We start from the raw sequence: 26,461 nt of genomic DNA, 5'->3' as shown, positions 1-26,461 counted from the left end.
GATCTCGGAGCCTTTTTCCAGCACGCATACGCCAAGCTCGACGCCTTTTTCCTGCGCGAGCTGTTTGAGCCGGATGGCCGCCGAAAGTCCCGCGGGGCCGCCGCCCACGATCACGACGTCGTATTCCATCGATTCGCGCGGACCATACTGCTCGACAAGGATCTTCGTATTCATAGCGGCAAGGCATTCGGGGCTTCGTGAGCCGATATCGTCGACGCGCCGTTCGCGCAACGCACAGACGTCAAATGCGCTTTTGCTAAAGATCGACTCCTCTTATATTTTCGCGCTCCGGACTTTCGCGCCCCACACTTTGCTCAAAACCTTGCTCCCAAAGGGAATGGAACTGTGAATACTTATGACGTTGTGGTGATCGGCGCGGGTGTCATCGGCACCTCGGTGGCGTTCCAGCTGTCCAAACTGGGCGCGAAAAACGTGCTCGTGCTCGACCGCGGGACGATCGGGGCGGGAACGACCTCGCAATCGTCGGGCATCTTGCGAACGCATTACTCCGTCAAGGAGAACGTCGAACTCGCCCGCAAATCGTGGGACGTATTCAATGACTTCGCCAATTGTCTTGGCGACGAGGAAGCCTCGTGCGGCCTCGTGAAGTGCGGCTACATGATCGTCTCCGGCGAGGGCGACAAGCTCGAGCCGCTGCGCGCCGCGCTGGCCCAACAGAAGGAGCAAGGCATTCCGCTGGAATTGCTCGACCGCAGGCAGGCCAAGCAATTGCTGCCGATCGCGCAATTCGACGACGCGGCACTCATCGGCTACGAGCCGGAAGCCGGCTTCGCCGATGCCTATCTGGTGGCAACTAGTTTCGCGCGGGCAGCTCGCCGCGGTGGCGTGACGATTCGCGAAAACGCCACGGTCAACAAGATCTTGTTCGAGAACGACAAGGTTGTCGGCGTTTCGACGAGCATCGGCGAAATTGCCACCTCGATGGTCGTCAGCACGCAAAACATCTGGACGCCCGAGCTGGCGGGATGGACCGGACGCAATCTTCCGATCATGCCCGAACGTCATGCTGTGATCGCCCTGGAATGCGAGGCGGCCAAATACACGTACTCGATGCCGGTGTTCAAGGATCTGGCCTCGCCCGGCATGCTCTATTACCGCAGCTACGGCGGCAATCAGATGCTCGTCAGCGAAGGCGTAGTCGGCGAAAAGCTCAACGCGGCCGATACCGAGCAAGGCGATATTCCGATGGACTATGTGGTCGAAGTCGGCGCTCAGGTGGCGGAACGCTTCACGGCCTACGAAACCGCGGGCATCGCTTCGTCGTGGACGGGTGTCTACGACGTCACGCCCGACTGGAATCCCGTCCTGGGCAAGCTGCCCGGTATCGAAGGCTTGGTCGTGGGCTATGGCTTCTCCGGTCACGGCTTCAAACTTTCGCCGACGGTCGGCCGAGTGCTCGCCCAGGAAGCGCTCGGGTTGCCGACCGACGTCTCGCTCAAGCCCTATTCGATCGAGCGCTTCTCGACGGGCGAATTGTTGACGGGCAAATATGGCCTGGGCGCGGTGTCCTGAGGAGCCGGCGATGTCCGCCATCGATGTGCGCGCGCTTTCATCGATCCCCGTCGAGCCGTGGCGAAACGGAGGCGGCGTGACGCAGACGCTCGCGACGCACGGGGCCGAATGGCGAGTCAGCGTCGCGCAGGTGGAACGCGATGGTCCGTACTCGCGATTCGACGGCATCGAACGCGTGTCTTTCCTGCTGCGTGGCAAGGGTGTGTCGCTGCGTCACGGAGCTTCGGTCATCAGGCTTGCGCCCTTGACGGCCGTCGAGTACGACGGCGGCACGGCGTGGGACGCAACCCTCGTCGATGGGCCCGTTACCGCCCTGAACGTCATGACTGCGGCGGGGCGTTACCGGACGACGGTCAATCCGATCGCCGCCGCGACGATCGTCCCGCCCGGGTGCGCGGCGATCGTGATTGCGCTCGACAGCGCGTGCCGGTACAGCGAACCGGACATCGGCACGGACGGCGCGATCGCGCCGGGACAGTTCATGATCGCCAGCGGTGTCGATCGACCGCTTCGCGTCGAGCCGGTCCATCACGGAGCCTCGCCTCCGATCATCGTGACCATCGAAGCCGCCACGGCGCGCACAACAGAATCAGATTTTTGAGGATCAAGCATGAAGGTGATTACGGCAGTCAAACGCGTTGTCGATTACAACGTGAAGGTCCGCGTCAAATCCGATCAGAGCGGCGTCGACATCGGCAACGTCAAAATGTCGATGAACCCGTTCGATGAAATCGCGACGGAAGCCGCTACGCGCTTGAAAGAAGCGGGCGTGGCCACGGAAGTCGTGGCCGTTTCCTGCGGCGTGCCGCAAAGTCAGGAAACGCTGCGCACCGCGCTCGCGATCGGTGCCGATCGCGGCGTGCTCGTCGAAACGGACGTCGAATTGCAGCCGCTGGCCGTGGCGAAACTGCTGAAGGCGGTCGTCGAGCGCGAACAACCGCAGCTCGTCATCCTCGGCAAGCAAGCCATCGACGATGACGCCGGCCAAACCGGCCAATTGCTGGCCGCCCTACTCGACTGGCCGCAAGCCACATTCGCCAGCCACATCGAAATCGCGGACGGCAAGGCGACGATTACGCGCGAAGTCGACGGCGGCCTCGAGGTCGTCTCGCTGCGTTTGCCGGCCATCGTCACGACCGATCTTCGCTTGAACGAGCCGCGCTATGTGACGCTGCCGAACATCATGAAAGCAAAGAAAAAGCCGATCGATATCGTCAAGCCGGCCGACCTCGGCGTCGATCCCGCACCGCGCCTGAAGACGATCAAAGTCGTCGAACCGCCGGCTCGCAAAGCGGGCGTCATGGTCCCGAACGTCGCAGCACTCGTCGAGAAATTGAAAACAGAAGCTAAGGTGATCTAAATGCCTACCCTCGTTATTGCGGAATTCGAAGCTCAGCTGAAGAGCGCAACGCTCAATACCGTTTCGGCTGCGCGAAAGGTGGGCAACGGCGTACATGTACTCGTTGCCGGCAGCGGTGCGCGCGCCGTCGCCGATGCCGCGCGAGCGATCGAAGGCGTGGATAAGGTCATTCTCGTCGACGCCCCGCATCTTGCCGATGGCCTTGCCGAAAACCTCGCAGCGCAGGTCATCTCACTGGCGAAGGACTATACACACGTCTTCTTTGCCGCAACGGCTGCCGGCAAGAACACAGCGCCACGCGTGGCTGCGAAACTGGATGCCTCGCAAATCTCCGATGTAATCGCGATCGATTCGGCCGATACGTTCCAGCGGCCGATTTATGCCGGCAACGCGATCGCCACGGTACAGTCCCCAGATTCGGTCAAGGTCGCCACGATTCGAACCACCGCGTTCGAAGCCGCACGGACGGAAGGCGGCAACGCGGAAATCGTCGAAGTGCCGGCCGTTCCCGATACCGGACTCTCCACATTCGTGCGTCGCGAAATCGCCGCGAGCGATCGCCCCGACCTCACGGGCGCACGCGTTGTCGTCTCCGGGGGCCGCGGCCTCGGCAGCGCCGAGAATTTCTCGTTGCTCGATCCGCTCGCCGAAAAACTCGGTGCGGCGATCGGCGCCTCGCGCGCGGCGGTCGATTCCGGCTACGCGCCGAACGATTTGCAAGTCGGTCAAACCGGCAAGATCGTCGCACCCGAACTTTACATCGCGGTGGGCATCTCGGGCGCGATCCAGCACCTGGCCGGCATGAAGGATTCGAAAGTCATCGTTGCCATCAACAAGGATGCGGAAGCGCCCATCTTCGGCGTCTCGGACTACGGTCTCGTAGCCGACCTGTTCGAAGTAGTCCCGGAACTCGCCAAATCGCTTTGATTGGTGGAGTCACTCCGAACATGAGCCCGCCTGGTGCGGGCTTTGTCGTATCTGACCTATCCGATCAGCGAGGCAGCGAGCGCACTACTTTCAGTGCCGCCGACACGATGCCCTCGACCACGGGTGTGACCCGCGTCGCGAGATCCGGCCGATACTCGAACGGCGCCGTTTCATTCATGTAGGTCGACTGGCACATCTCGAGCTGAACCGCGTGTACGCCCTGCTCTGGCTGACCATAGGCGCGCGTGATATACCCGCCCTTGAATCGTCCGTTTGCGACCCAGGTGAACGGCTGATCCTCAAGCGAGGCCGTCATCGCGTTGAGCACCCGCGCGTCACAGCTATTACCGGAGTTCGTCCCGATGTTCAGATCGGGCAGCTTGCCTTCGAACAGCCGCGGAAGCACGCTGGCTATTGAATGCGCTTCCCACAGCAGAACGCTGCCGAACTCGGCGCGCAAGCGGTCCAGTTCCTGTCGGAGCTTCGCATGATACGGATGCCAATACGCGTTCAAGCGGCGCTCCACTTCGCTTGGATCGGGCGAACCGCCGTCCGGATACAGCGGCTCACCGCGGAACGTCTCGGTGGGGCAAAGCCCCGTTGTCGTCTGGCCCGGATAAAGGCTCTCGCCGCTCGCCGGACGATTGAGATCGATCACGTAGCGTGAAAAACGCGCACCCAGCACGGATGCCCCCATGTTCGCCGCAAAACCGTAGAGACGATCGAGGTGCCAATCGGTGTCCGCCACGACGTCCGCGATTTCCGTCTGTCGTGCGCGAATGTCCGGGGGGAGTTCTGTACCGAGATGAGGAATCGAGACCAGCAGCGGCACGGTTCCTTGATGAAAATGAAAGCGGGTATCGCTCAAAGCGGGTTCTCCAACCATTGCTGAATCGGTATGCGACTTGGCCGCCGCCAAGACATCGCTCAATGTCGGGCGGTAAATATGGTTCAATGCCCGATCTCATGCGGCCCTTTTCGATCGCAACGTAGAACAAGCCGTAAGTCGACCATAATTAGGCGCGGCCGATCTGGATCGCATCATCACGATGCATTACCCTCTTCATAAGAAGCCGTTATCCAAGCCGCCGCACGCTTGATCCGGGTAGACCCTGCTCGGTAGCGAATGCTCAAAGCAAAAGTACGACCGGCTTCGAGCGATGCGGACGAACAAGAAGGTGTCATGTCGACGTTTCGAGAGGAAAATCTTTCCAAGCCAGACGTACGCGACGAGCGTACGCTCCAGGAGCCACCCGAGCCCGCGCGCACAGGGCCGCTATCCGAAGCCAAGCTGCTCGGCCGACGAACACCTCCCGCCGCGGCCATACCGCGGCCCGGCGGCGAATCGATCGGCCACTATCAGTCCCTCGCGGGCCTGCTTTGCGGATACGCATTGCTCATCGCCGGCAACGGGCTGTTCCAAACGCTCATTCCCTTGCGGATGCTGCATGCCGGCACCTCAACGTTCGTGGTCGGGCTCGTGCAATCGTGCTATTACGGCGGATTCGTGGCCGGCGCCATATGCCATCGGCGCCTGATAGACAGAATCGGTCAGCACCGGACATTCGTCGCCTTCTCGGCAGCGGTGTCCATCCTTGCTTTGGCGTTCAACGTCGTGGCATCGCCCTGGGCATGGATGTCGATCCGGTTCCTGACCGGCTTTGCCTTCATGGGCCTTTATACGTCGATCGAAAGCTGGCTCAGCGGCACCTCTCGCAACGAAAATAGAGGGCAGGTGTTCGGCCTGTACGCGGGCATCAACTATCTGGCGGTCGGCAGCGGGCAGTTTTTGCTACGGCTCGGCGACAGTTCGGATGGACACCTGTTTTCGCTCGTGGCCGTCTTGTTTTCCGCCGCGGTCATGCCGGTCTCGCTGTTCGAAGGATGGCCCGTGCGCGTGGTGGATAAAACGCTCGATCGCCTACCACCCCACAGTTGGATCGACAGTCTCCGCTCGATGGCGCGCGCGTCGCCGCTCGCGATCCCAGGCTGCATTCTGGCCGGATTTCTATACAGCACCTTTTATTCGATGACACCGGTATTCCTCGAACGCACGGGGTTTTCGACTACCGATCTCTCGACGTTCATGGGCGTGGCACTGATCGGCGCCCTCATTCCTCAATGGCCGATGGGGCGGTTATCCGATCGCATCGATCGGCGCCGTCTCGTGCGCGCCACCGCATGGATCTCCATGAGCGTAAGCATCACGCTGGCGCTATTTCATGCTCCCGCGATCGTCTGGGTCGGCATGCTCGCCTTTGTCGCGGTCACGTTCACCCAATACAGTCTGATCGTTTCTCATGTCAACGATCGGACTGAATCGCATTTGCGCGTGGCCGTCTCGGCAACGCTTATTCTGCTATTTTCAATCGGCGGCCTCATCGGCCCGGCTATCGCTTCGCTGCTGATGACCATCATCGGCCCGAGCGGGCTGTTCATTTTCAACGGATTATCGAGCTTCGCTATGGCCCTGACAGCGAATCGAGCCCTGCGGGCCATGCGTTAGCGTTTCTCCCTTGCAGCTCAAGCTCGGGCCTGCGCCGAGCGGCGCTTGAAGCGAGACTCAAACCGCGTCCTCGCTCAGCACCATCAACTGCGTATTGCCGCCGGCCGCGCTCGCGTTCACGGTCGTCACGCGTTCGCGCACAAGCTGGATCCAGTCGTACTGCCCGTCACTCTCCTCTTGCACGTAGCCGATCGCGAGTTGCGCAGCCGCAGAACGAATTTCGGCGATGTCTTTCTGCTCCCGCGCCAGCATGACCAGATCGGGACGCACACCGGCGAAGTCCCCGCCAACCACACGCACCGCGTCGGTCGACTCGACGACATAGCAGGCATCGCCCAACGTATGAGCGACGGCATCGGCCACGGGCGATCGAAGCAGCACGACCCGATTGCCGAACGCGCAGGCAGCCATCGCTTGCGCGACGACGGCGAAAGCCGACGCACCCGCGCACAGCACTTGCCCACGCGGCAGAAGCTCGACCGTGTTTTCCTCTCCGGTCAGCGCCGGCAGCGTAATCGGCGCCAGGCCCTCGATCTGCCCCACGAGCCGCTGCTTCAAACGCGCAATCGCAGCCTGTTCGTCTTTCGCGGACAGCCACCCGGGCGCGCGCGCGAAGAGCGCTTCGACATGGGAGCGACCGGCGGCGCGTGCCTGCTCCATTGCCTTGCGGCGGTCCATGAACTTCCCGTCTGCTGTCTCCACGGGAAATTCGTAGAACTTCTCGCTCACTGCATGGGGCGCCGAAGCAAACGGCCCCGCCGTCGCATTGAACGACGGTGCGGCATCGCGCGTCAGCGCGAACAACGTAAATGGGCCGCCCCACATCGGGCCCGTACCGGAGGCGCCCACACCGCCGAACGGCTGCATGCCGACGAATGCACCATGCATTGCTCGATTGACGCAGATGCTGTTGGCCGTCGACGCCGAAAGCAGCATTCCCGCAGCCTCGTTGATACGCGTGTGCAGCCCTTGAACGGCACAGCCCATCGAGCGGAGCTGCCCGAGCAGCGCAGCCATTTCGCCGGTCTTGAATCGCACCACGTGAAGAATCGGACCGCCCACGGTGGGATCGAGCGCGGCAAGCGCTTGCGCATCACCTAGGTCCACGATCGTCGGCGCGACGAAATTGCCCTTCGCACACGCAGCGGAAAGCGAGCCGCGCGTCACCGCGTATCCCTTTCGCCGCAGTTGCTCGATGTACGTCTCGGCGCGATCTCGAACGCGACGCGTAGCAACCGGCCCTATGTCGGACGCGGCGCTGAGCGGACTGGCGGTCCGACGCTCGCTGAGCATACCCTTGAGCATGGTCAGTACCTTGTCCGCCGTGGAATCCTGCAGGCACAGCAGGCGCAACGACGACGCGCTCTGCCCCGCGCTTTTGAAAGCGGAGACGACGGCATCGGAGATCACCTGCTCGGGCAACGCCGAGCTATCGACGATCATCGCGTGAACACTGCCCACCGTACTGAGAAACTTCGGCGGCGTTGCCTTCGTGGCGAGCTCTGCGGCGATCGATCGCGCGGCCTTGGCCATCCCGGAAAACACCACGGCGGCGACATGCGCGTCGGTGACGAGGGCTTGACCGACGGAATTGCGCTCGCCGAGCAAGCATTGAAGCACGCCCTTGGGCGCACCAGCACGATGGAACGCCCGCGCCGCCTCGTATCCGATCAAAGCCGCATCGATCGAAGGCTTCGCGATCACGACGTTGCCCGCGGCCAGCGACGCCGCGGCCTGTCCGACGAAGGTTGCGAGCGGCGACGATGCCGGCGTCACACTGACGACGACACCGAGCGGCCGTGCGGCCTCCAGGCGCCGATCGGCACGGAGCTGGTACGCGTACAAACGGCACAGGTTGATCGAGCTTCGCACCTCGTCGGCCGCCTCGGCCAGCGTGGCACCGCTCTCCAAAACCAGCAACGCGCCAAGCCGGGCGCTCGAACGCTCGATTTCGTCGGCGGCACGCTCGAGCATTGCAGCCCGGTCGGCCGCAAGCATGGTGGCTTGAACTGCGGCAACCGCCTGCGCTCGGGATAATGCCTCCGCGACGTCGGACAGTCCCGTCTCGGCCACGGTGCCGATCACCTCCGCCGTATCGCTGGCGCTATACACGAGGCGAGTGGCATCCGCGGACGAAGCGCCCGCACCTTCGGCATCACCGGCGACGATCGTCCGCGCCGCGATTCGATCCGCTCGTATCTGTGCAACGGCGGCGTCGAACTCGACCGAATTGGCAAAGTTCAGTGCCGCCGCATTGACGCGCCCCGGAAGGACCGCACTCGGCGCCGGAATGCCGGCATGCGGCTTGCCGCCCGTGCGCGCCGCGCGCGCAACGGGATCTTCGACGATATCCGCGATGCTGACGGCCGGATCGACGATCTGATTGACGAACGACGAGTTGGCACCGTTCTCGAGCAAACGCCGCACGAGGTAGGCAAGCAGCGTCGCGTGCGGCCCCACCGGCGCGTAGATCCGGCAGGCGCGCCCGAGCTTCGCCGGCCCAACGACCTGGTCGTATACCGTTTCGCCCATGCCATGCAGACATTGAAACTCGTATTCCTTGCCCTCGGCCAATGTGTGAACCGCGGCAATGGTGAATGCGTTATGCGACGCGAACTGCGGGAAGATCGCGTCCGGCGCATCGAGAAGCACCTTGGCGCAGGCGATATAACTGACATCAGAATGGACCTTACGCGTGAACACGGGATAGCCCGCCGCGCCAGTATCCTGCGCCAACTTGATTTCAGTATCCCAGTAAGCGCCCTTGACCAACCGAATATTGATGCGCCGCCCCGTGGAACGCGCGAGCGCGATGATCCAATCGGCGACCGCACGACCGCGTTTCTGGTATGCCTGCAAAGAAATGCCGATGCCGTTCCAGCCGCGCAAGCTCGGCTCGCGGCAAAGCCGCTCCAACATCTCGAGCGTCAGATCGAAGCGGGCGGACTCCTCCTGATCCAGGTGAAAGCCGATGCCGTGCTGCTTCGACAGCTCCGCGAGTTCCAACAGCCGCGGATACAGCTCGTTCAGTACGCGCTCGCGCTGCGGCAATTCATAACGCGGATGCAAGCCCGAAATCTTGACCGACACCCCGGGCCCTTCGATCGGGCCGCGTGCCCGTGCGTCCTTGCCGATCGCTTCGATCGCATGCCGATACGACTCGAAGTAAGCCTGTGCATCCACATCGGTCAGCGCGGCTTCGCCCAGCATGTCGTAGGTGTACCGATACCCGTTCGATTCACGGCTTCGTGCGACGCCGATCGCCTCCTCGATGGTCTGCCCGGTGACGAACTGCTTACCGAGCATTCGCATCGCGTACGCGACGCCGGCGCGCACGACCGCCTCGCCTCCCTTGCGGACGACGCGCGTCAGCGCTTCGGCCAGCGCGTTTTCGTCCGGCTGCTTGAGCAGCTTGCCGGTGACGAGCAGACCCCAGGCCGTGGCATTGACGAACAGCGACGGCGATTTGCCGATGTGGGCGCGCCAGTCGGCATCGACGATCTTGTCGCGAATCAACTGGTTGCGAGTCGCCGTATCGGGAATCCGCAGCATGGCTTCGGCCAGGCACATCAAGGCGATGCCTTCGCGGCTGTCGAGCGAGAATTCCTGCGTCAACAAATCGACGCCGCCCGCATCGATACGCGCATCGCGCACGCCCTGCGCCAAACGCGACGCCAGTTCCTGCGCTTTCGCGAGCGTAGGCGCATCCATCCGCGCTTCTTGCATCAATGCCTGGACGACCTCCTCTTCCCGCATGGCCGTCGCGTCGTGAATACGTTGGCGCAAAATGGAGAGATCCGTTGCAACGGTCCGCATGGTTTGGATTTCCGACAACATGATGATGTTCAGATGATCGATAGGTGCACTTCGTAAAACGGCTCGCCGCCGGCGAGCCGCCCGTTCACAACGCTGCAGCGGTGCCTCGCAGGCGTTCGGTTCTGCGACGGAGAAGCTCGAGCGTGAGCAGGAGCAACGTCGAGAAGACGACGAGAATCGTGGCCACCGCGAGGATCGTCGGGCTCAATTGCTCCCGGATGCCCCCCCACATTTGGCGCGGAATCGTACGTTGATCCGGTCCCGTCAGAAACAGCGCTACGACGATTTCATCGAACGAAGTCGCAAAGGCGAACAGCGCACCCGATACGACGCCGGGTGCGATGATCGGCAGCTTCACTTGCAAAAGCACTCTGAGGGGCGACGCACCGAGACTGCGGCCGGCGCGCGAAAGCGACTCGTTGAACCCGGCCAGCGTGGCGGTGACGGTGACAACGACGAACGGCACGCCGAGCGCCGCGTGGGCGAGGATCAGGCCCGACAAGCTGCCCGTCAGGCCGAGCGGGCTGAAGGCGAAGTACACGCCGACGGCCGTGATGATCAGCGGCACGATCATCGGTGAGACGAGCACGCCGGTGATGAACGCTTTGCCTTTCAGGCGCGGGTTCGTCAAGCCGAGCGAGGCCATGACGCCGAGCACCGTCGCAATCGCCGTCGACGACACGCCGGTGATCAGCGTGTTCTTCAGCGCCAGCATCCACTCGGAACTGCCGAGAAAGTGTTCATACCAACGCAGGCTCAAGCCCGGCATCGGATAGGTAAAGTACGGCTGCGAATTGAACGATAGCGGCATGACCACGAGCACTGGCGACACCAGGAACAGCAGCACGAGGAGCGATACGCCGACATGCGCGAATCGCCCAAGGCGGCCCCACACCGTCACATAGGCTGGAAAACTGAACATTGCGTTACCCCAGTTTCACGCCGGCGCCGCCGGTGAGTTTGACGAACAGGCCGTAGACGACGAGCACACCGGCCAACAGAATCGATGCGAGCGCGCTTGCCAGCCCCCAATTGAGCGTCGTATTGACGTGGTAGGCGATGTAGTAGCTCGCCAGCTGATCGTCCGGGCCGCCAACGATGGCCGGCGTGATGTAGTAGCCGACAGCCAGAATGAACGTCAGCATGCCGGCTGCACCCACGCCCGGCAGCGTTTGGGGAAAATACGCTTCGAAGAACGAACGGATCGGCCCCGCTCCCAACGAACGTGCCGCTTTGACATAGAGATTCGGCACACCCTTCATCACGCTATACAACGACAGGATCGAGTACGGCAGCAGAATGTGCGTCATTGCCACCAGCACGCCGAAGCGGTTGTAGATCAGCGATAGCGCGTGGTCCGTCAAACCCAAGCGCTGGAGGACATCGTTCAGCACGCCGTGAGTTTGCAGCACGACCACCCATGCCGTCGTCCGCACGAGAATCGACGTCCAGAACGGCAGCAGCACGAGAATCATGAGCAGGTTGCTGTACCGAGGGGGGATATTGGCCAGAAAGTAAGCGACGGGATAGCCCAAGAGCAGGCAGAGCGCGCTCACCGAAATGCTGACCCACGCGGTCTTGACGAACACGTCGATGTAGAGCCGCTGACCGTCGGGCTGCCGGACGATGGCGCCCCGCTCGTCGCGCATGAAATCGAACGCCTTCAGGTAATAGCCGAGCGTCCATGGCGACGCCGCATACTTGAGCGTCGACCACGCATGGAGGTCGTCCCAGCGCGAATCGATCGCGGAAAACCGTTGCTGCCAGGTTCCCTCTCCGGCTTCACCGAGCCGGCGAGCCGTCTTCATGATGAGACTGCGCATGCCCGTATCGTCGTAGTTCAACCGCCCCGCGACCCGGCTCATCCCGTCCGTTCCCTTGAGCGCGATCAAGTCCCGGCCGAACGCTTCGTAGACTTGCTCGCCCGGCAGCTTTCCCGCCGCGGGACTCCACTCGCGCAACAAGACTGCCGCATGCGGCAGCTCCCTCGAAACCGTCGGATCCCGAAAGCTCTTCATGAGCAGGCTTCCTATCGGGACGAGGAACGTGACCAGGAGGAATGCCAGCAACGGGAAGACGAGCAGCATCGCCTTGACGCGCTCGGCGCGCTCCGCACTACGGAGCCTCGCCTTCAGGTTCCTCGAATCGGCCACGACCGCCTGCTCGGCGTCTCCCTGTGGTACCGCGATATCAGTTGGCAGAATCATCATGGTTTAGCGGTGGGTACCGCGCCCTCCTCCTCGATGCAACAACAGAAGCGATTACTTTCGACCTGGATGAACGGCGAAATCGAGCAGCCGATTCGGATTTCATTCAGCAGCGTCGAAATGTAATCAGTAGTTCTAATGAACCGGCGGATTTGGTTTTTGTACCCGGATCGAAAGAACTACCCGAAAAATCCCAGCAAAGTCTCCGATCCGGGATTACTGCAACGCTCGGCATGCGTCGGCCATCCAGCCGATGTCCACCGAGTCGCCGATACGCAACCGACGCGCCGCGCCGTCATTGGGTAACTTCACGATGAAGTCGTTGCGCCCGCATACCTGCATGACAACCCGCAGGTGATCGCCGTAATAGATCAAGTCCTTGACGCCCGCATTGAAGACGTTGTCGCACGCGCGCGCCTGCTCGCCCACCACGATGCGCTCCGGACGCAGCGAGACGCTCGTGTTACCCGACACGTGAATCGCGGTACTCGCGCTGGCGACGATGTCATGCCCGCCGTCGAGGCGGACGCTGCAACGCTGATGTTCGACGGCCGAAACGGTCCCCTTCAGCTCGTTGCTTTCGCCGATGAATCGGGCAACAAACGCGTTCTCGGGCTTTTCATAGAGTTCGGACGGCGAGGCAAGTTGCTGGATGACGCCGTTATTGAAGACCGCGATGCGGTCGGACATCGTCATGGCCTCACTCTGATCATGCGTCACGTAGACGACGGTGAGCCCGCTCTGCTCGTGAATCTGCTTGATTTCGTACTGCATCTGCTCTCGCAGTTGCTTGTCGAGCGCGCCGAGCGGTTCGTCCATCAGAACGAGCGCCGGTTCGAACACGAGCGCCCGCGCGACGGCGACACGCTGCTGCTGGCCGCCGGAGAGTTGACCCGGCATGCGACCCGCGAACTTGTCCATGTTCACCATGCTCAAAGCACGCTTTACCTTCCGCGCAATCTCGTCCTTCGACACCTTGCGCACCTTCAACGGAAACGCCAGGTTCTCCGCCACCGATTTGTGCGGAAACAGCGCATAGCTTTGAAACACCATGCCGATGTTGCGCCGCTCGGGCGGAATCCGGTTGATCGGCTTACCCTGAAGAAGAATCTCGCCATGCGTGGCGGTCTCGAATCCTGCCAGCATCATGAGACATGTCGTCTTGCCCGACCCGGACGGCCCGAGCATCGTGAGAAACTCGCCCTCGCGAATCTCGAGGTTGAGGTTCTTCACGACGAGCGTTTCACCATCGTAGGTTTTCTGGACGTTCTTGAAAGAGACAATCGTAGACATCGCCATTCCTCAGGGTTCTTCGGCTCGGAAGCAGTCGCGGCTAATTACGCGCCGAACCGCCACTCGCGCGTGGGCAGATACGTTTCCTTCACGACACGCGGGGAAGCCCAACGCAGCAGGTTCAGATACGAGCCCGCCTTGTCGTTCGTCCCGCTCGCGCGGCCGCCGCCGAACGGCTGCTGGCCGATCATTGCGCCCGTCGGCTTGTCGTTCAAATAGAGGTTGCCGGCCGCATTGATGAGCACGCTTTCGGCTTGATGCAACGCAAAACGGTCTGTGCAGAAGATCGAACCCGTGAGCGCATAGGGGCTTGTTGAATCGATCAGCGTGAGCGTGTCGTCCCATGCGTTGTCGTCGTAGACGAAGACCGACAGCACCGGCCCGAACAACTCTTCCGTCATGAGCACATGCTTTGGATCGCTGACTTGCAGGACCGTCGGCTCGACGAACCAGCCCGGTTCGGTCCACGTACGGCCACCCGAGATCACGGTGACGGCCGCATCGTCCTTCGCGGCCTCGATCGCACGCGACAACTTTTGATGCGATGCCTCCGAGATGACTGCGCCCATGAACGTATCGGGATCGGAAACGTCGCCCACCTTCAGCTCGGCGAGTCGATCGCGCAGCTGCTGGCTCACGGCGCCCCACAGGCTGCGCGGAATATAGGCGCGCGATGCGGCGCTGCACTTTTGCCCCTGGTAGCCGAATGCGCCGCGGATCAGCGCGATCGCCACTTCCGCCGCGTTGGCCGACGGATGAGCGAGCACGAAGTCCTTGCCGCCCGTCTCGCCGACGAGGCGCGGGAGGGTCCGAAAGCGCTCGACCTGGGATGCCACGCCCTTCCACAGCGATTGAAAGATGGCGGACGAACCCGTGAAGTGAATGCCGGCCAGGTCGGGAGAGGACATCACTGCGCGCGTCGTCATCTCGGCCTCGCCGGGCACGAAGTTGATGACGCCGGGCGGCAGGCCAGCTTCTTCCAACGCTTCGAAGAAGATGTAGTTCGCGAGCGCCGACTTCTCGGAAGGTTTCCAAAGGACGGTGTTGCCCATGATTGCAGGGGCAGTCGTCAAATTCGCGCCGATCGCCGTGAAGTTGAACGGCGAGACCGCGTAGACGAAGCCTTCGAGCGGACGCCAATCGGCACGGTTCACGGCCGTCGGCACCGACATCGGCTGCTCGGCATAGACGCGCTGCGCGTTGTAGGCGTTGAAACGCAGGAAGTCCATGAGCTCGCACGCGCTGTCGGGCTCGGCTTCCTCGATCGTCTTGCTCTGGCCGAGCATCGTGGCCGCATTGATCTTCATGCGCAAGCGCGTGCCCACGATGTCCGCGGCACGATGCAGAACCGTCGCGCGGCTCGCATGGGTCAGGCTTGCCCAATCGCGAGCGACGGCCTTGGAGCTTTCGATCGCTTCACTGACTTGCGCTTGCGTAGGGCGATGGATTCGAGCTAGCAGACGCTGCGTGTCGTGCGGTGCGCGCACTTCGACCACGTCGTTCGAGAAATATCGCTTTCCTCCAATGACCGTCGGAATCTCGACCACCTCGCGAGTCTCGAGCGCGCGGTTCAACTCGGCTGCCGCTGCCGTTCCCTTGCCGAAGTGGACTTCCGGCTCGTTGGCCGGCAACGGAAATTGTGGACCTGACATCACGCTAACTCCTTTAGGAAGAACTTTCGGACGACGTACCGAAGGGGCTGGGCTTCAGATATCGGGTTTTCCCTTATCGAACAAGGCTCTCCGCCCGGTCGGCCCTCTGAAAACCTACGTTTGCAGGTTAGTTCCGCCCCAAAAAACGGCTCGTTGTTTCAATCGAACTTATGCTGAGGATCGGTGGCTGTTATGGATTGGTCACCCATTCGGCCAGTTCCGGCGATAACGAGCGATACGATGCGCCACCGAGCATCGCGATGCCCTTCGCGGCATACGCTTTTTGCCGCGTCGATCGCGATCGACGAGGTGATCGGCGTGTTTTATGGCGTCATTGACGACGCCACAGGACGCGTCTGGCGGATGAATATGACTCGGCCGCGCCGTTAGGCATCCGGCCTGCGTCCACTCGCACGAACCACCTTGCAAAGGGGCCGTGACTCACGTCGCTACCGCATGCGACGAGGGGTGGATGGGGTTCGCACCCGTTCGCACCCTTAAGGTAGCCACTGCGCCCGATGCGCAGTCAGTTTGTCGAAGATCCGGTCGAGCGTCTTGCGTTCTTTCTCGTCGAGAATCTCCAGCATGGCCTCCTGATTGGCGCGGGCGATGGGAAATAGCTTTTCGAGTACCCGCTTCCCTTCCGGCAGGATCGCCAGCCGCGTATTGCGCCGATCATTGGCATCCGTTTGCTGGGAGATGAAACGCTTGGCCGACAGCTGCGTGACGGCACGGCTGATACTGTTCTTCGGTCTCGCCGTGACATCACATATCGTCTTCGCTCTGAGCGGCCCGTACTGGCCCAGACACGCAAGAACGTTGAACTCGTCACGCGATACGCCCCAACGCTCCGTCATCTCGGCGAAAGTTTTCTCCCGCCATACGTTCGACCAGAGCGTCACGATCCACGCCGTCTTCATGGGATTGCCGGTCACCACCGCACGGAATACCTCTTCGTCTTCAATGGTCTGCAAGTCTTGCTCCGCGGAGCGCACATCGCTCACTCGATGACGACTGGTGGATTTCGTGGTCACGGGCATACGGATCTGAAATCGGTTGGGGCCTCGCGATTATCTACGATTCGGCCCCCTCGTGAATAACACCGACAGCCGATGCGTTTGCACACTCGACATTCCTCGACGCTCCGGCTGCGGGTAAACCTCGATCACGAGCTTCGGGTCTTGCACATGGTTCCATTTGGTACTAATCTACAGTCATCCGCTTTTGCTGTGCGCGGCGGTAGCTGGAAGGAGTCGTGACCTTCGCGTACTCCAGTGACGTTCCCTGACCAATGAAGCCCATCGCACTATGGCCTCAAGTTTCGAAAATCGACTGATATGACTTTCAAGCGAATGTTCCATGCGGTGGAAACGCACGCAGGTGAACCCATGCGGGTGATCACCGGCGGTGTGCCGCATATTCCGGGCGACACCGTCTACGAACAGATGAGATGGCTCGAGAAAAACGACGATCAAATCCGTCAGCTCATGCTGCGCGAGCCACGCGGCTACCCGCCGGTCTGCTGCAATTTGATCGTGCCTGCCAAGCATCCGGACGCCGCTGCGGGCTACATCATCATGGAGCAGGTGGAGTACCCCGTGATGAGCGGCGGCAACACCATTTCGGTGGCAACCGTGCTGCTCGAGACGGGGATGCTGCCGATGACCGAACCCGTGACCGAGTTTCAGCTCGAAGCACCGGCAGGACTGATCGGCATCAAAGCCGAATGCAAGGACGGAAAAGTCACGCAAGTCACGTTCAAGAACGTTCCGGCTTTCGCCCCCTATATTGACGCAGTCATCGATGTCCCCACGCTGGGCAAAGTCACGGTCGACGTAGGTTGGGGCGGCATGTTCTATGTCATTGCCGATGTGCGGCAGTTCAAAGGGCTGGAACTCATTCCCGAACATGCGAAGGAAATCACGCGCGTCACCGCGCTGATTACAAAAGCCGCGCAGGAGCAATTGCCCGTTTCGCATCCCCACTATCCAGGCATCGGCATTACGATTGGTCAGCTGTCAGGCCCAACCGAAAACCCGAACGCCGATTGGAAAAACGTCGTGACAGTGGGAAGTGGAGAAGTCGATTTCGACAATCCCGCGACTTGGACCGGGGCGATCGATCGATGCGCATGCGGCACGGGCACCTGCGCAAAAATGGCCACGCTGCATGCGAAGGGCGAGCTCAAGCTGGATCAACCGTTCCGGCACGAAGGCTTGCTTGGTATCGTCTACACCGGCAACCTCATCGAAGAAACACGAATCGGCGATTATAAAGCGGCCGTTCCGACGATCTCCGGCCGGTCCTGGATCTACGGGTACAACACGTGGGTATTGGACCCGAGCGATCCATTTCCGAATGGCTTCACTGTCGGCGATATCTGGGCCTGATCTTTTATATCGGGCGTTAATTATTACGCCCTCTATTTGGATGGCGACTGCAATGCGTGGAAAAATCCGCATCACAGTCGCCATTCTTTATTTTCCGAAGACTTCACCTGCCATTTCGCAATAGCTCAATGCGTGGAACGCCGACGCTTACTCGGCCCCGATCGTCGTCACCGGCGTCCAGCGCCCACCCTTCACTTGATAAAGCGTCGAACTGGGATTCTTGAGGTCTCCATTCTCGTCGAACGCGATCTTCCCGGTGATGCCTTCGTAGTGAGTTGCATGAAGCGCCGGCAAGAACTCGGCAGGCTTCGCGGAGTTGGCCTGCTTCATTGCGTTGATGGCAACCCATGCGCAGTCATACGCAAACGGCGAGTAGGTCAAGATATCGATACCGAACCGCTTCTTGTACTTTTCCTGAAATGCTTTGCCCCGCGGCAGCGAGTCGATAGGACGGCCGTATTCCCAAGCCATCGCACCTTCGGCGGCTGGGCCGGCGACATTGAGGAAAATGCTGTCGGCGATACCGCCGCTTCCGACGAATTGCGTATGCATGCCGAGTTGCCGCATCCGCTTTACGATCAGTGCCGCCTGATTGTCGCCGCCGCCGTAGTACAGAACGTCGGCGTCCGCGGCTTTGATGTTCGTGAGCTGGGCATTGAACTCCACCGCCTTGTCGTTGGTGTATTCGGCTGCGGCGATCTTGCCGCCTGCAGCGCTCACCGCCCTCTTGAATTCCTCAACAGCGCCTTGGCCGAACGCGGTGCGATCGTCCATGACTGCAATGCGCTTCGCCTTCATGACCGTCACCGCGTACTTGCCTGCGTTGCCCGAGTTTTGGACATCGGTCGCGATGATGCGGAATACGGTTTTGTATCCCTGCCGCGTGATGGCCGGATTCGTCGCTGCCGGGTCGATCAGCGGAATGCCGGCCTTTGCAAAAATCGGTGCGGACGGAAGCGCCACACCGGAGTTGTAGTATCCGACGGCAGCAACTACGCCGTCGTCCACGAGCTTCTGTGCGACCTGAACGCCGATGCGCGGATCGGATTGGTCATCCACCGAATCGACCTCGAAGCGAATCTCCTGGCCGGCCAGCTTGATGTGCTGCGCGTTCGCTTCTTCCACCGCAAGTCGCACTCCGTTTTCGATGTCCTTGCCGTTCGAAGCATTGATTCCCGTAAGCGGACTCGACACGCCGATCTTGACCACCTGCTCGGCATACGAATATCCGCACCCCATCGATAGCGCGATCGCCGTGACTGCCGCTGCGAGCACTTTCCCGCGAAAATTGTTCATTTTTATCCTCCATAAAAGGCGAATCAGCCCGGGACTGCCACCTGCCGATTCCGGACCAGCCATGAGAGCCCGTTCAAGCCACCGAAGCGACGATGACGACTTCGATGAGCTTTTCGGGCGAAGCCAACACCGCTCCCACTGTTGCACGGGGCGGAGTGTGCCCCGGTACCACCCACGCATCCCACACCTCATTCATTGCTGCCACCTGCGACATGTCTGAAAGAAAAATTTGGCAGGAAAGAATGCGAGACTTGTCCGATCCGTGTTGCGTAAGCAGAGAATCGATAGCGGCCAGGACCTGCCGAGTCTGCCCTGCCATGTCTTGGGAAACATCGGTGGGCACCTGTCCAGCCAAATAGATCGTGCCTTGGTACACAGCGACTTCCGACAGGCGCTTCCCTACGTGACTACGCTTGATTTCCGGCATCTTCGATTTCCCTCGATAAGACAAAGAACAAAACGATCAACGCTCCGGACCCGCGAGCGCGGCCTGGTACTTGATGGCGGAAACGACGCCGATCCGGCGAAACGGTTCCGGAGGCAACCAGCTCGGCCCCTCCAGACTCAGCGCATCCGACAAATACGAAGACTGCGAGCCCATGGCCATTTCGCCCAGCAGCTTGCCGTAAGTACTGCCCTTCAGCACGCCGGCTCCGTTGCACCCTAGCGATGCGAACAAACCAGGACGCAATTCGCCGAAGTACGTCGCGCCATTGCGAGTCAGCGCCGTTGTGCCGCCCCACACGTACTCGAACCCGTGGGACTTCATGTTCGGATAGCGGCGCCGATAGCTGTCCGTCAATTGAGCGAGCGTATCGGCTGTCGACTGCTCCCGTTCGTACGAATAGGCGCTGCGCACCATAAACCGGCCGCCCTGTACGCGCCGGAGTGTCGTCCCGAGACGGTTTGCGGGAATGACTCCCCATTCCGGCGCATCCCCAAGCTTGTTCAATTCGACCTCAGGCAGCTCTGGAGTCAATGCGGCGTAGGTGAAGATCGTGATGAGTCTGTCGCGCAGGATGCCCAGCTCTTTCGCGAACCCATTGTTGGCCAGAACGACCCGATCGGCTACGTATTGTGCCTGCGTGGTGGCAACCTGGAATGGTGACGATCCGCTAAGCGAAACAACTGGCTCGCCCTCCAGCAGAACGACATTATCTGGCAACGAATCAGCCAAACCGCGAATCAACGCAGCTGGCTGAACGAATACATTGTTGGGGGAGTGATAGCCATACCGGTAGTAGCTCGTTCCAAGTTTCTGCCGCAGCGCATCGCGATCGAATTCCTCGTAGCTGACGCCCCACTCCTGATATTGAGCGATCGAGGCGCGAAGGCTCTCGACGCCCGAATCGCCGGCGGCCGCATGAAACTTCCCGGCCGGGTTCCAGTTGCAGTCGATCCCGTGCTCGCGAACGAGCTGCTCGAGCCATTTCAAGCCGGCTTCATACAGCCGAATCTGCTTACGCGCGACTTCGACGGGACTAGTGTGTCCCGCCATTTTCGTGTTGTGCGGCACGCTGATGATGAAGCCCGAATTTCGACCGGAAGAGCCCTCTCCAATCGTAGACGCTTCCAACACCAAGACCTGTTCTTCCGGACGCAGTTCAGCAATACGACGTGCCGCAGCCAGACCGGTATATCCACCCCCGATCACAATCGTGCCGAATCGCCGAACGTGGGTCGAACCGCCTCTCGCCCGCACCGGTAACATGGCATTCCAACCCGAACCATCGTAATACGTGGGAAACTTTCCGGCAGCAGTTTCCTGCCCCGAAGGGCGCTGGGTATTCATGCAGTGACTCCACGGTCGAAACGCAAGCCGCACGACGCAATCAGCGCCTTGCGGCCCAATGACGGAACGTATCGCTGCTGATCGGACCATGCGACCCGCATGATCGGGATCATCGAACGAACCGATTTGCGTCCATATTGCGTATGCAAGCGTGAAAGTCGCTCCAACATCAAAAACCCTGATGTAGAGCTTCAAGACGACTGGAATTTCGAGGTGCGGACAACTAACAAAAAAAGGAAGCCGTAGCGGAGCGGGATATCAAGGAGACACCCGAACCCGCCACGGCTTCAATGAAATAAGCGATCAGCCTCGGCCGCTTATTTCTGTCCCAGCCACACCGCGAACTTCTGGTTCAGATCGTCGGAGTGATCCGCCCAGAATGCCACGTCGGACGTGATTGCGCCCTTTTGGTTTTGCGGCGCGGTCGGAAGGTACGGTGCGACCTTCTTATCGACCTGCGCCAACGACGACTGCCGCATCGGCCCAAGGGCCGTTGCCGACGCCAGCTTCGCGAGGGATTCGGTCGACGTCGCAAAGCGGACGAAATCCTGTGCCGCCTTCGCGTTCTTGGAACCCTTCACGATCGCGTAGCCTTCGATATTCTTGACCTCGCCATCCCACAGGAAACCGAACGGCTTCTTGTCCTGCATGATCGCCGTATAGATGCGGTTGCAATAAGCACTCGACATCGTGACTTCACCGTCCGCGAGCAACTGGGGCGGTTGCGCGCCGGTTTCCCACCATACGATCGACGACTTGATCGTATCGAGCTTTTTGAATGCCCGGTTCACACCCGCAGAGGTGGAAAGCGTCTTGTAGACATCCGCCGGCGCAACACCGTCTGCCAGCAGCGCCCATTCGAGCGCGCCTTCCGGAGACTTGCGCAACGCTCGCTTGCCCGGGAATTTCTTGAGATCGAAGAAGTCGGCGATCTTGGTCGGTTCGGCCCCCTTGAACGCGTTCTTGTTGTACGTGATTACCGTAGACCATGCGACGTTACCCACCATGCAATCCGAAATGCCGCCCTGCGCGAAATCGGACTTGGCCGCCGCGCCCAGCGTGGTCGGATCGACCTTCTCGAGCAGGCCCTCGTCGCACGCACGCGTAGCATCGGACAACTGCATATCGACGACGTCCCACGTGACATTGTTCGTCTCGACCTGGCTTCGGATCTGAGCGATGCCGCCGTTGTAGGTATCCATCTTGACCTGAGCACCCGATTTCGACGCGAACGGTTTAATCGTCGTCACGTTTTGTGCGTCTTGATACGATCCGCCCCACGACGCAAAAACAAGTTCGGATGCAGTGGCATGCACCGTCGCCATCCCCATGCCCATCGCGACCAGAGCCAATATCTTCAAAGAGCTGCGCATTTAAAGCCTCACCAAGTGATTTTCCGATGTCTCCACCCTTATGCTGGGCAGCGTTTCCCGCTTCCTTACCATTCCGAAGAATGGCCGGGCAAGTGCCAGCACACCAATTCGAACGCTCAACGCACTCGCGTGCATTTCACGCTCGCATGTCTCTTCGTTATGGAAGACGCGTGTCAAAAATTCCCTTCACGCTCTGTCGTCGATGACATGTAAAGGCAATCTATGCCGCCGTAAAACTAGGGGATGGAACATTCACGTTGGTTATGCAATACATCATGATCCGCATGACGACCGGCTAGGCTTCGTCGGGCAGGCAAATCTGTTCCTGCTTGAGCGACAGCGCCTTGGCGATATCGCGCGATACCTGGCGCTCGAAGGACTGCCGCAACAACTCATACATATCCGCGGGGAGGTGGCCCAGTTCGTTTTCTCTAAACGCCAGGAAGAACGAGCGACTCAGCCCGTGATAGGACCGCCCATGCCGAGAGAACGACGAAAGAGGAACCACGCGCACATCCGGCACGTAGTGTCTGGACTGCCATAGACATAACGGCGTCGTGACCGCAAAGCCGAGCCCCGCCGCAACGAGACTCAGCATGGGATCGGTCGCGTCGAACTCACAGGTGCGCTCGATATGTTCCGAGTTGGAGGCGAGATAGGCATCGATGTGCTGCCCGATCACCGAGCGCGCGCTGTAGCGGATGAATTGGAGGTTGCGGCTCAGATCGGCAAGCGTTGTGAACCGGTCCACCTCGAAGCTTGCCGGCAAGACGACGAAGTACGGCTCGGAAAACAGCTTCTGCCGGCGAATACCCGGCGCTTGAGAAATACCGTTGGTCGTCACCGCCATATCGAGTTGGCGTGCCTCGAGCTGCGCATCGAGGGTGGGCGTGATGCCGGACCACAAACGGATCTGGTGCGATGTGCCGGTGAGCGCCTTGATGATGATCGGGCCGATCGTCGCCGCGAACGAGTCGACACACCCCAGCCGCACCACCACGCGCTTCGCCCGCGTGACATTGCGTACGCTTTCCACCATCTCATCGGCCCCGGTGAGCAGCACGGTGGCGTGCTCGAACAAACGTTGTCCCGCAGCCGTCGGACGAGCCGGACGCGTCGTGCGATCGAGCAACGTCGTGTCGAGTAATGTTTCGAGCGCCTTGATGCGTTGCGAGACGCCAGCCTGCGAGATTGCAAGCCTATCGGCGGCGTCAGAGATCGAGCCGGCCTCGACGACGGCGACCCAACTCGCCAACAGGCTCCAGTCGGGGTATTGTTCAGGGACGCTTTCTTTCATGGTTGGCTGCGCGGTGGCATCGGAAGGTAGCACGGACGTCGTCGCGAGCGGCACGTGCTGACTCGCGCAGCATTAGTCTGCGCTGCCATGGGCCCGTGCCGCAAGGCCGATGTCTTCACGCACGGGCGGCAAGCCGCGCAGCGCCGCTTCGAGCGCGCCGAATAGCGCCGCCCAGAACGCGCTCGGCCGTATTCCTCCGTCTTCCCCTTGCAGCCTGAGGCGCTCGAGTTCCGCCCGCCAGCGGCCGGCCACCTCGACCTCCATCGCATGGACGCCCCCCTCGGGGTTGCCATAATGTTCGGCGGAAAACGCATCGGCCATCCTGCCGTTGACCACCCATGAGTGCTCGTGCGCCTTGGCCTGCTCCGTCAGGCACGAGACGAGCCGCCGATCGCAAGCCTTGCCGCGCGCGGTGCCGACGTTACAGTCGGACGCATCGAATCGATCACGATAGGGTGATAACCAGAAACTCGCATGAAACACCAGCAACAACACATTGTCGTGGCGCGATCGAAGGCGCGATAGCTCCGCGGCAACCGCCTCATGAAAGGGAACCCAGCACGTTTTGACACGCGCGTCGACCTGCGCATCGTCCGGCTCGCAACCCGGATCGTACAGCGGTTGACCTGCCGCCGTATGAGTCCGGCACAACCCATTGCGATTCAAGCGGCGCGACAAAGGCCGGCCGGAAGCCGGCACGTTGAAGTCGATCACGCAGGGGTGATAGCGGGCCGAGATAAGCGACACCCCGCAGTTCGGCGCCACCGCCTGCAGCGCGAGTCCCGCGGGATCAGCCACTCGCCCTTGAACGTCGCGCCAGGCCGCATACCTGAGCAAATCGTCAGGAATACCGGCACCCGCGTGCGGCGTGACGAGGAGGATCGGCGAGTCGGAGCGGAAGATCTGTCCGTAAGCCGTGTTCTGCATCATGGGTCCCTCAGGTTCGCATCGCTCTCTTGTCCGGCTACCCTTGCAGGCAATGCGTCGATGTCTGCACAAACGGAGATCAATCCAAGGTAGTGGAAGGCGCATCGCGCCTTCGCTAGCGAAAGCGGCGCTTAGCCTGTTCATAAGCAGCGCTTAAGTACTGCGTTGCCTTGGGCGCCCAACGGCGGCCGCCATGATCATTTCTGATCGATGCCAAATTCCAGCGTTACCCCGCTATGCCCGACCTTGAACGCGGGCGAACACTCGATCGAGCGCATCGCCATAGTGAGCGTAGGCGCCAAGGGAAGAAAGCTCGGCATGCAGCTGTTCATTCAAACCACCCGGCGTCATGAGGTACTCGATCATCTCCGCAAACGATTGCTCGGTCCGAGTCGTTTCGTGCGCCAGTCCAACACAGTACCCGGACAGAAAGGCGCGTGCCGCGCCGTAGGGGAGCCCTTGTCGAGTTAACCATGATGCTTGCTGTTCGAGCACCGCGTAGAAGCTCGCCATCGTCGCCGTGACGGCGTGCAATGCGTCGAACTGATGTTCGCTTTCGACCTCGACCGCCTCGCCAAGCGCCGAGAATAGGGATTTGGCGACGCCATCGGGCGGATAGATTGCGGTGGATCCTTTGCCATCGGCAACCGCCGGCAACGGTATCGCGCGAACAAGCTTGCTCGCGGGCCGAACAAGCCGGCTCAATTTCTCGATCGATGTCCCGGGAACGAAAGTGATGACCTGCTGCCGCGCTTCGAAACGAAGCTCGCACAGGACTTCGGTGACGATTTGCGGCACGACGGCAATACATACGATATCCGACGCATCGAGCACGCCCTGATTGCTCGTACACACTTTGACGCGCGGATCCAGCGCAGCGAGTTCCGCTGCCGTCTCAGCGTTGCGCGGCGACAGCGCTATGCGATCGAACGGCAGGCCGGAACGAATGAGGCCGGTAACGATCGCTTTTGTGATGACGCCGGTTCCGATAAATCCGAGCCGCATGGGGGCCTCTCGAGGTTGAATTGAGTTTCACACAAGGTGGTTGGAATGCGCCTAAGCGTATCGTGGCGGAAACGAAACGAGCGTCGCGCAATATAAAGCCGTCTTATGCTCGAGAAAATGCGACTCGGCGGCTATACGCATCAACGACAGGCGTTACGCGCGCCTTCCAAGTGCAGCGCCAGAAAATCGACAAATGCACGAATCCTCGTAGACATCTGAAACCGCTGCGCATAGACAGCGTAGATGTCAGCGCTCGGCGTGTCATACCCCGGCAAAACGGCGACGAGCCGTCCATCGGCCAGGTACTCATCGATGTCCCATTCGGCGCGCATGAGGATGCCGTGACCGTCGAGCGCCCACTTCACGGCAATCTCGCCATCGTTTGTCGTGAGGTTGCCGTTGATTCTCACCGTTTCCGTCTTGCGCGCAGCCCCTCTCCCCGACGTGAGCCGCCATACACCGTAGGCTTCGTCGCCCTGGCGAATGCCGATACAGTTGTGCTTCGCCAGATCGCGCGCGCTCGCCGGCATACCGTGCGAGGCGATATCAGACGGCGCTGCGCATAGAAGCCTGCGATTCAGCGCGAGCCTGCGGGCCACCACGCGTGTATCGGGCGGCTCACCGAAGCGGATGCAAACATCGAAAGTGTCCTCTGTCAGCGGCGGCGGCGTTACCGAGAGCTGAAGCTGCACCGATACCTGCGGGTACTGCACGACGAAGCGCGATATCGCCGGCCCGATATGGCTTCGCCCAAAACCGAGCGTCGCATTGACGCGCAGCAATCCCTTCGGCGTCTTTTTGACGCTACCGAGCAATTCCGAGAGCTCGCCTATCTCGTCGAGAATGCGGCGCGCATGCGCGAGATAGAGTTCGCCTTCCGGCGTCAGCATCATGCGCCGAGTGGTGCGATTGACGAGCGCAACACCGGCGCGCCGCTCCATCTGAGTGAGCCGCTTGCTGACGGCAGCCGCTGTCAGTCCGAGCTCGCGCGCGGCGGCACTGAGGCTCCCCGAAGCCGCGAGCGTCGAAAAGAAGCTCAGATCGGACGGAAGAACGGTTTCCGACATGGCACGACTTGTGAATTAAA

At 61.0% G+C, this 26,461-nt stretch carries 22 protein-coding genes; 6 read left to right on the top strand and 16 right to left on the bottom strand.

All coding sequences use genetic code 11. The features are described from left to right. Nucleotides 1–174: FAD-dependent oxidoreductase (locus ACO1XS_RS18960; RefSeq protein ID WP_486391412.1), on the bottom strand; the 174-nt coding region annotated here is incomplete at its 3' end. A 171-nt stretch (nt 175–345) separates the two neighbouring features. Here ACO1XS_RS18960 and ACO1XS_RS18955 point away from each other — a divergent pair. Genes ACO1XS_RS18955 through ACO1XS_RS18940 form a run of 4 tightly spaced genes read left to right on the top strand, consistent with a single transcriptional unit; the run spans nt 346 to nt 3,820 of the window. Beyond that, a complete protein-coding gene (locus tag ACO1XS_RS18955; RefSeq protein WP_486391408.1) occupies nt 346–1,533 on the top strand; it encodes an NAD(P)/FAD-dependent oxidoreductase in 1,188 nt (395 codons plus the stop codon). A gap of 10 nt (nt 1,534–1,543) precedes the next feature. Beyond that, complete coding sequence (locus ACO1XS_RS18950; RefSeq protein ID WP_486391407.1) at nt 1,544–2,134, top strand: HutD/Ves family protein; 591 nt, start codon at nt 1,544–1,546, stop codon at nt 2,132–2,134. Nucleotides 2,135–2,143: 9 nt separating this feature from the next. Then, a complete protein-coding gene (locus ACO1XS_RS18945) occupies nt 2,144–2,893 on the top strand; it encodes an electron transfer flavoprotein subunit beta/FixA family protein (protein ID WP_486391406.1) in 750 nt (249 codons plus the stop codon). Then, nucleotides 2,894–3,820, top strand: coding sequence for an electron transfer flavoprotein subunit alpha/FixB family protein (locus ACO1XS_RS18940; protein ID WP_486391405.1), 927 nt, complete (start codon nt 2,894–2,896; stop codon nt 3,818–3,820). It abuts the gene before it with no gap. A 64-nt stretch (nt 3,821–3,884) separates the two neighbouring features. Here the strand turns inward: ACO1XS_RS18940 and hutG are convergent, their stop codons facing one another. Next, nucleotides 3,885–4,688: an N-formylglutamate deformylase gene (hutG, locus tag ACO1XS_RS18935; RefSeq protein WP_486391404.1), complete on the bottom strand. Its 804-nt coding sequence runs from the start codon at nt 4,686–4,688 to the stop codon at nt 3,885–3,887. Nucleotides 4,689–5,003: 315 nt separating this feature from the next. Between hutG and ACO1XS_RS18930 the strand changes: the two genes are divergently transcribed. Continuing rightward, entirely contained in the window at nt 5,004–6,326 is a 1,323-nt protein-coding gene (locus tag ACO1XS_RS18930; RefSeq protein ID WP_486391403.1) for an MFS transporter, read from the top strand. A 57-nt stretch (nt 6,327–6,383) separates the two neighbouring features. Here ACO1XS_RS18930 and putA read toward each other — a convergent pair whose 3' ends face one another. The 6 genes from putA to ACO1XS_RS18900 form a co-directional block, all read right to left on the bottom strand. After that, nucleotides 6,384–10,163: a bifunctional proline dehydrogenase/L-glutamate gamma-semialdehyde dehydrogenase PutA gene (putA, locus tag ACO1XS_RS18925; RefSeq protein WP_486391402.1), complete on the bottom strand. Its 3,780-nt coding sequence runs from the start codon at nt 10,161–10,163 to the stop codon at nt 6,384–6,386. A 64-nt stretch (nt 10,164–10,227) separates the two neighbouring features. Continuing rightward, nucleotides 10,228–11,064, bottom strand: coding sequence for an ABC transporter permease (locus ACO1XS_RS18920; RefSeq protein ID WP_486391401.1), 837 nt, complete (start codon nt 11,062–11,064; stop codon nt 10,228–10,230). A gap of 4 nt (nt 11,065–11,068) precedes the next feature. Then, nucleotides 11,069–12,352 (bottom strand): ABC transporter permease, encoded by a 1,284-nt coding sequence (locus tag ACO1XS_RS18915; RefSeq protein ID WP_486391400.1) that lies wholly within the window; start codon nt 12,350–12,352, stop codon nt 11,069–11,071. A gap of 213 nt (nt 12,353–12,565) precedes the next feature. Continuing rightward, nucleotides 12,566–13,642 (bottom strand): ABC transporter ATP-binding protein, encoded by a 1,077-nt coding sequence (locus ACO1XS_RS18910; RefSeq protein WP_486391399.1) that lies wholly within the window; start codon nt 13,640–13,642, stop codon nt 12,566–12,568. A 44-nt stretch (nt 13,643–13,686) separates the two neighbouring features. Beyond that, nucleotides 13,687–15,294, bottom strand: a complete 1,608-nt coding sequence (gene pruA, locus ACO1XS_RS18905) for an L-glutamate gamma-semialdehyde dehydrogenase (protein ID WP_486391398.1) — start codon at nt 15,292–15,294, stop codon at nt 13,687–13,689. A 497-nt stretch (nt 15,295–15,791) separates the two neighbouring features. Then, nucleotides 15,792–16,328, bottom strand: coding sequence for a MarR family winged helix-turn-helix transcriptional regulator (locus ACO1XS_RS18900; protein ID WP_486391397.1), 537 nt, complete (start codon nt 16,326–16,328; stop codon nt 15,792–15,794). 303 nt (nt 16,329–16,631) lie between these two features. Here ACO1XS_RS18900 and ACO1XS_RS18895 point away from each other — a divergent pair, with 303 nt between their 5' ends. After that, nucleotides 16,632–17,684, top strand: a complete 1,053-nt coding sequence (locus ACO1XS_RS18895) for a proline racemase family protein (protein WP_486391396.1) — start codon at nt 16,632–16,634, stop codon at nt 17,682–17,684. Between the two features lie 147 nt (nt 17,685–17,831). Here ACO1XS_RS18895 and ACO1XS_RS18890 read toward each other — a convergent pair whose 3' ends face one another. The 8 genes from ACO1XS_RS18890 to ACO1XS_RS18855 form a co-directional block, all read right to left on the bottom strand. Beyond that, nucleotides 17,832–18,980, bottom strand: a complete 1,149-nt coding sequence (locus ACO1XS_RS18890; protein WP_486391395.1) for a branched-chain amino acid ABC transporter substrate-binding protein — start codon at nt 18,978–18,980, stop codon at nt 17,832–17,834. Between the two features lie 73 nt (nt 18,981–19,053). Then, on the bottom strand, nt 19,054–19,407 hold the full coding sequence (locus ACO1XS_RS18885) for a RidA family protein (RefSeq protein ID WP_486391394.1): 354 nt from the start codon (nt 19,405–19,407) through the stop codon (nt 19,054–19,056). A gap of 36 nt (nt 19,408–19,443) precedes the next feature. After that, a complete protein-coding gene (locus ACO1XS_RS18880) occupies nt 19,444–20,772 on the bottom strand; it encodes an NAD(P)/FAD-dependent oxidoreductase (protein WP_486391411.1) in 1,329 nt (442 codons plus the stop codon). Nucleotides 20,773–21,089: 317 nt separating this feature from the next. Further along, nucleotides 21,090–22,145 carry an ABC transporter substrate-binding protein gene (locus ACO1XS_RS18875; protein ID WP_486391393.1) on the bottom strand — a complete coding sequence of 352 codons (1,056 nt, stop codon included), beginning with the start codon at nt 22,143–22,145 and terminating at the stop codon, nt 21,090–21,092. A 295-nt stretch (nt 22,146–22,440) separates the two neighbouring features. Further along, on the bottom strand, nt 22,441–23,442 hold the full coding sequence (locus ACO1XS_RS18870; protein ID WP_486391392.1) for a LysR family transcriptional regulator: 1,002 nt from the start codon (nt 23,440–23,442) through the stop codon (nt 22,441–22,443). Nucleotides 23,443–23,514: 72 nt separating this feature from the next. After that, on the bottom strand, nt 23,515–24,372 hold the full coding sequence (locus tag ACO1XS_RS18865; protein WP_486391391.1) for an N-formylglutamate amidohydrolase: 858 nt from the start codon (nt 24,370–24,372) through the stop codon (nt 23,515–23,517). Nucleotides 24,373–24,603: 231 nt separating this feature from the next. Next, nucleotides 24,604–25,374, bottom strand: a complete 771-nt coding sequence (locus ACO1XS_RS18860; RefSeq protein ID WP_486391390.1) for a pyrroline-5-carboxylate reductase — start codon at nt 25,372–25,374, stop codon at nt 24,604–24,606. Between the two features lie 140 nt (nt 25,375–25,514). Next, a complete protein-coding gene (locus tag ACO1XS_RS18855) occupies nt 25,515–26,441 on the bottom strand; it encodes a LysR substrate-binding domain-containing protein (protein ID WP_486391389.1) in 927 nt (308 codons plus the stop codon). Nucleotides 26,442–26,461 lie beyond the last annotated feature (20 nt).

The organism is Trinickia sp., assembly GCF_057351765.1.
Note: the sequence above shows the minus strand (reverse complement) of the source record. Positions and strands in the feature narration are given on the sequence as shown.

What these genes read in the sequence shown, in the direction of transcription:
- ACO1XS_RS18890 (WP_486391395.1), bottom strand. Translation starts at nt 18,980, where the DNA reads ATGAACAATTTTCGCGGGAAAGTGCTCGCAGCGGCAGTCACGGCGATC.
- ACO1XS_RS18930 (WP_486391403.1), top strand. Translation starts at nt 5,004, where the DNA reads ATGTCGACGTTTCGAGAGGAAAATCTTTCCAAGCCAGACGTACGCGAC.
- ACO1XS_RS18920 (WP_486391401.1), bottom strand. Translation starts at nt 11,064, where the DNA reads ATGTTCAGTTTTCCAGCCTATGTGACGGTGTGGGGCCGCCTTGGGCGA.
- ACO1XS_RS18860 (WP_486391390.1), bottom strand. Translation starts at nt 25,374, where the DNA reads ATGCGGCTCGGATTTATCGGAACCGGCGTCATCACAAAAGCGATCGTT.
- ACO1XS_RS18940 (WP_486391405.1), top strand. Translation starts at nt 2,894, where the DNA reads ATGCCTACCCTCGTTATTGCGGAATTCGAAGCTCAGCTGAAGAGCGCA.
- ACO1XS_RS18945 (WP_486391406.1), top strand. Translation starts at nt 2,144, where the DNA reads ATGAAGGTGATTACGGCAGTCAAACGCGTTGTCGATTACAACGTGAAG.
- putA (WP_486391402.1), bottom strand. Translation starts at nt 10,163, where the DNA reads ATGTTGTCGGAAATCCAAACCATGCGGACCGTTGCAACGGATCTCTCC.
- ACO1XS_RS18885 (WP_486391394.1), bottom strand. Translation starts at nt 19,407, where the DNA reads ATGCCGGAAATCAAGCGTAGTCACGTAGGGAAGCGCCTGTCGGAAGTC.
- ACO1XS_RS18855 (WP_486391389.1), bottom strand. Translation starts at nt 26,441, where the DNA reads ATGTCGGAAACCGTTCTTCCGTCCGATCTGAGCTTCTTTTCGACGCTC.
- ACO1XS_RS18895 (WP_486391396.1), top strand. Translation starts at nt 16,632, where the DNA reads ATGACTTTCAAGCGAATGTTCCATGCGGTGGAAACGCACGCAGGTGAA.
- ACO1XS_RS18870 (WP_486391392.1), bottom strand. Translation starts at nt 23,442, where the DNA reads ATGAAAGAAAGCGTCCCTGAACAATACCCCGACTGGAGCCTGTTGGCG.
- pruA (WP_486391398.1), bottom strand. Translation starts at nt 15,294, where the DNA reads ATGTCAGGTCCACAATTTCCGTTGCCGGCCAACGAGCCGGAAGTCCAC.
- ACO1XS_RS18950 (WP_486391407.1), top strand. Translation starts at nt 1,544, where the DNA reads ATGTCCGCCATCGATGTGCGCGCGCTTTCATCGATCCCCGTCGAGCCG.
- ACO1XS_RS18875 (WP_486391393.1), bottom strand. Translation starts at nt 22,145, where the DNA reads ATGCGCAGCTCTTTGAAGATATTGGCTCTGGTCGCGATGGGCATGGGG.
- ACO1XS_RS18915 (WP_486391400.1), bottom strand. Translation starts at nt 12,352, where the DNA reads ATGATGATTCTGCCAACTGATATCGCGGTACCACAGGGAGACGCCGAG.
- ACO1XS_RS18865 (WP_486391391.1), bottom strand. Translation starts at nt 24,372, where the DNA reads ATGATGCAGAACACGGCTTACGGACAGATCTTCCGCTCCGACTCGCCG.
- ACO1XS_RS18910 (WP_486391399.1), bottom strand. Translation starts at nt 13,642, where the DNA reads ATGTCTACGATTGTCTCTTTCAAGAACGTCCAGAAAACCTACGATGGT.
- ACO1XS_RS18880 (WP_486391411.1), bottom strand. Translation starts at nt 20,772, where the DNA reads ATGAATACCCAGCGCCCTTCGGGGCAGGAAACTGCTGCCGGAAAGTTT.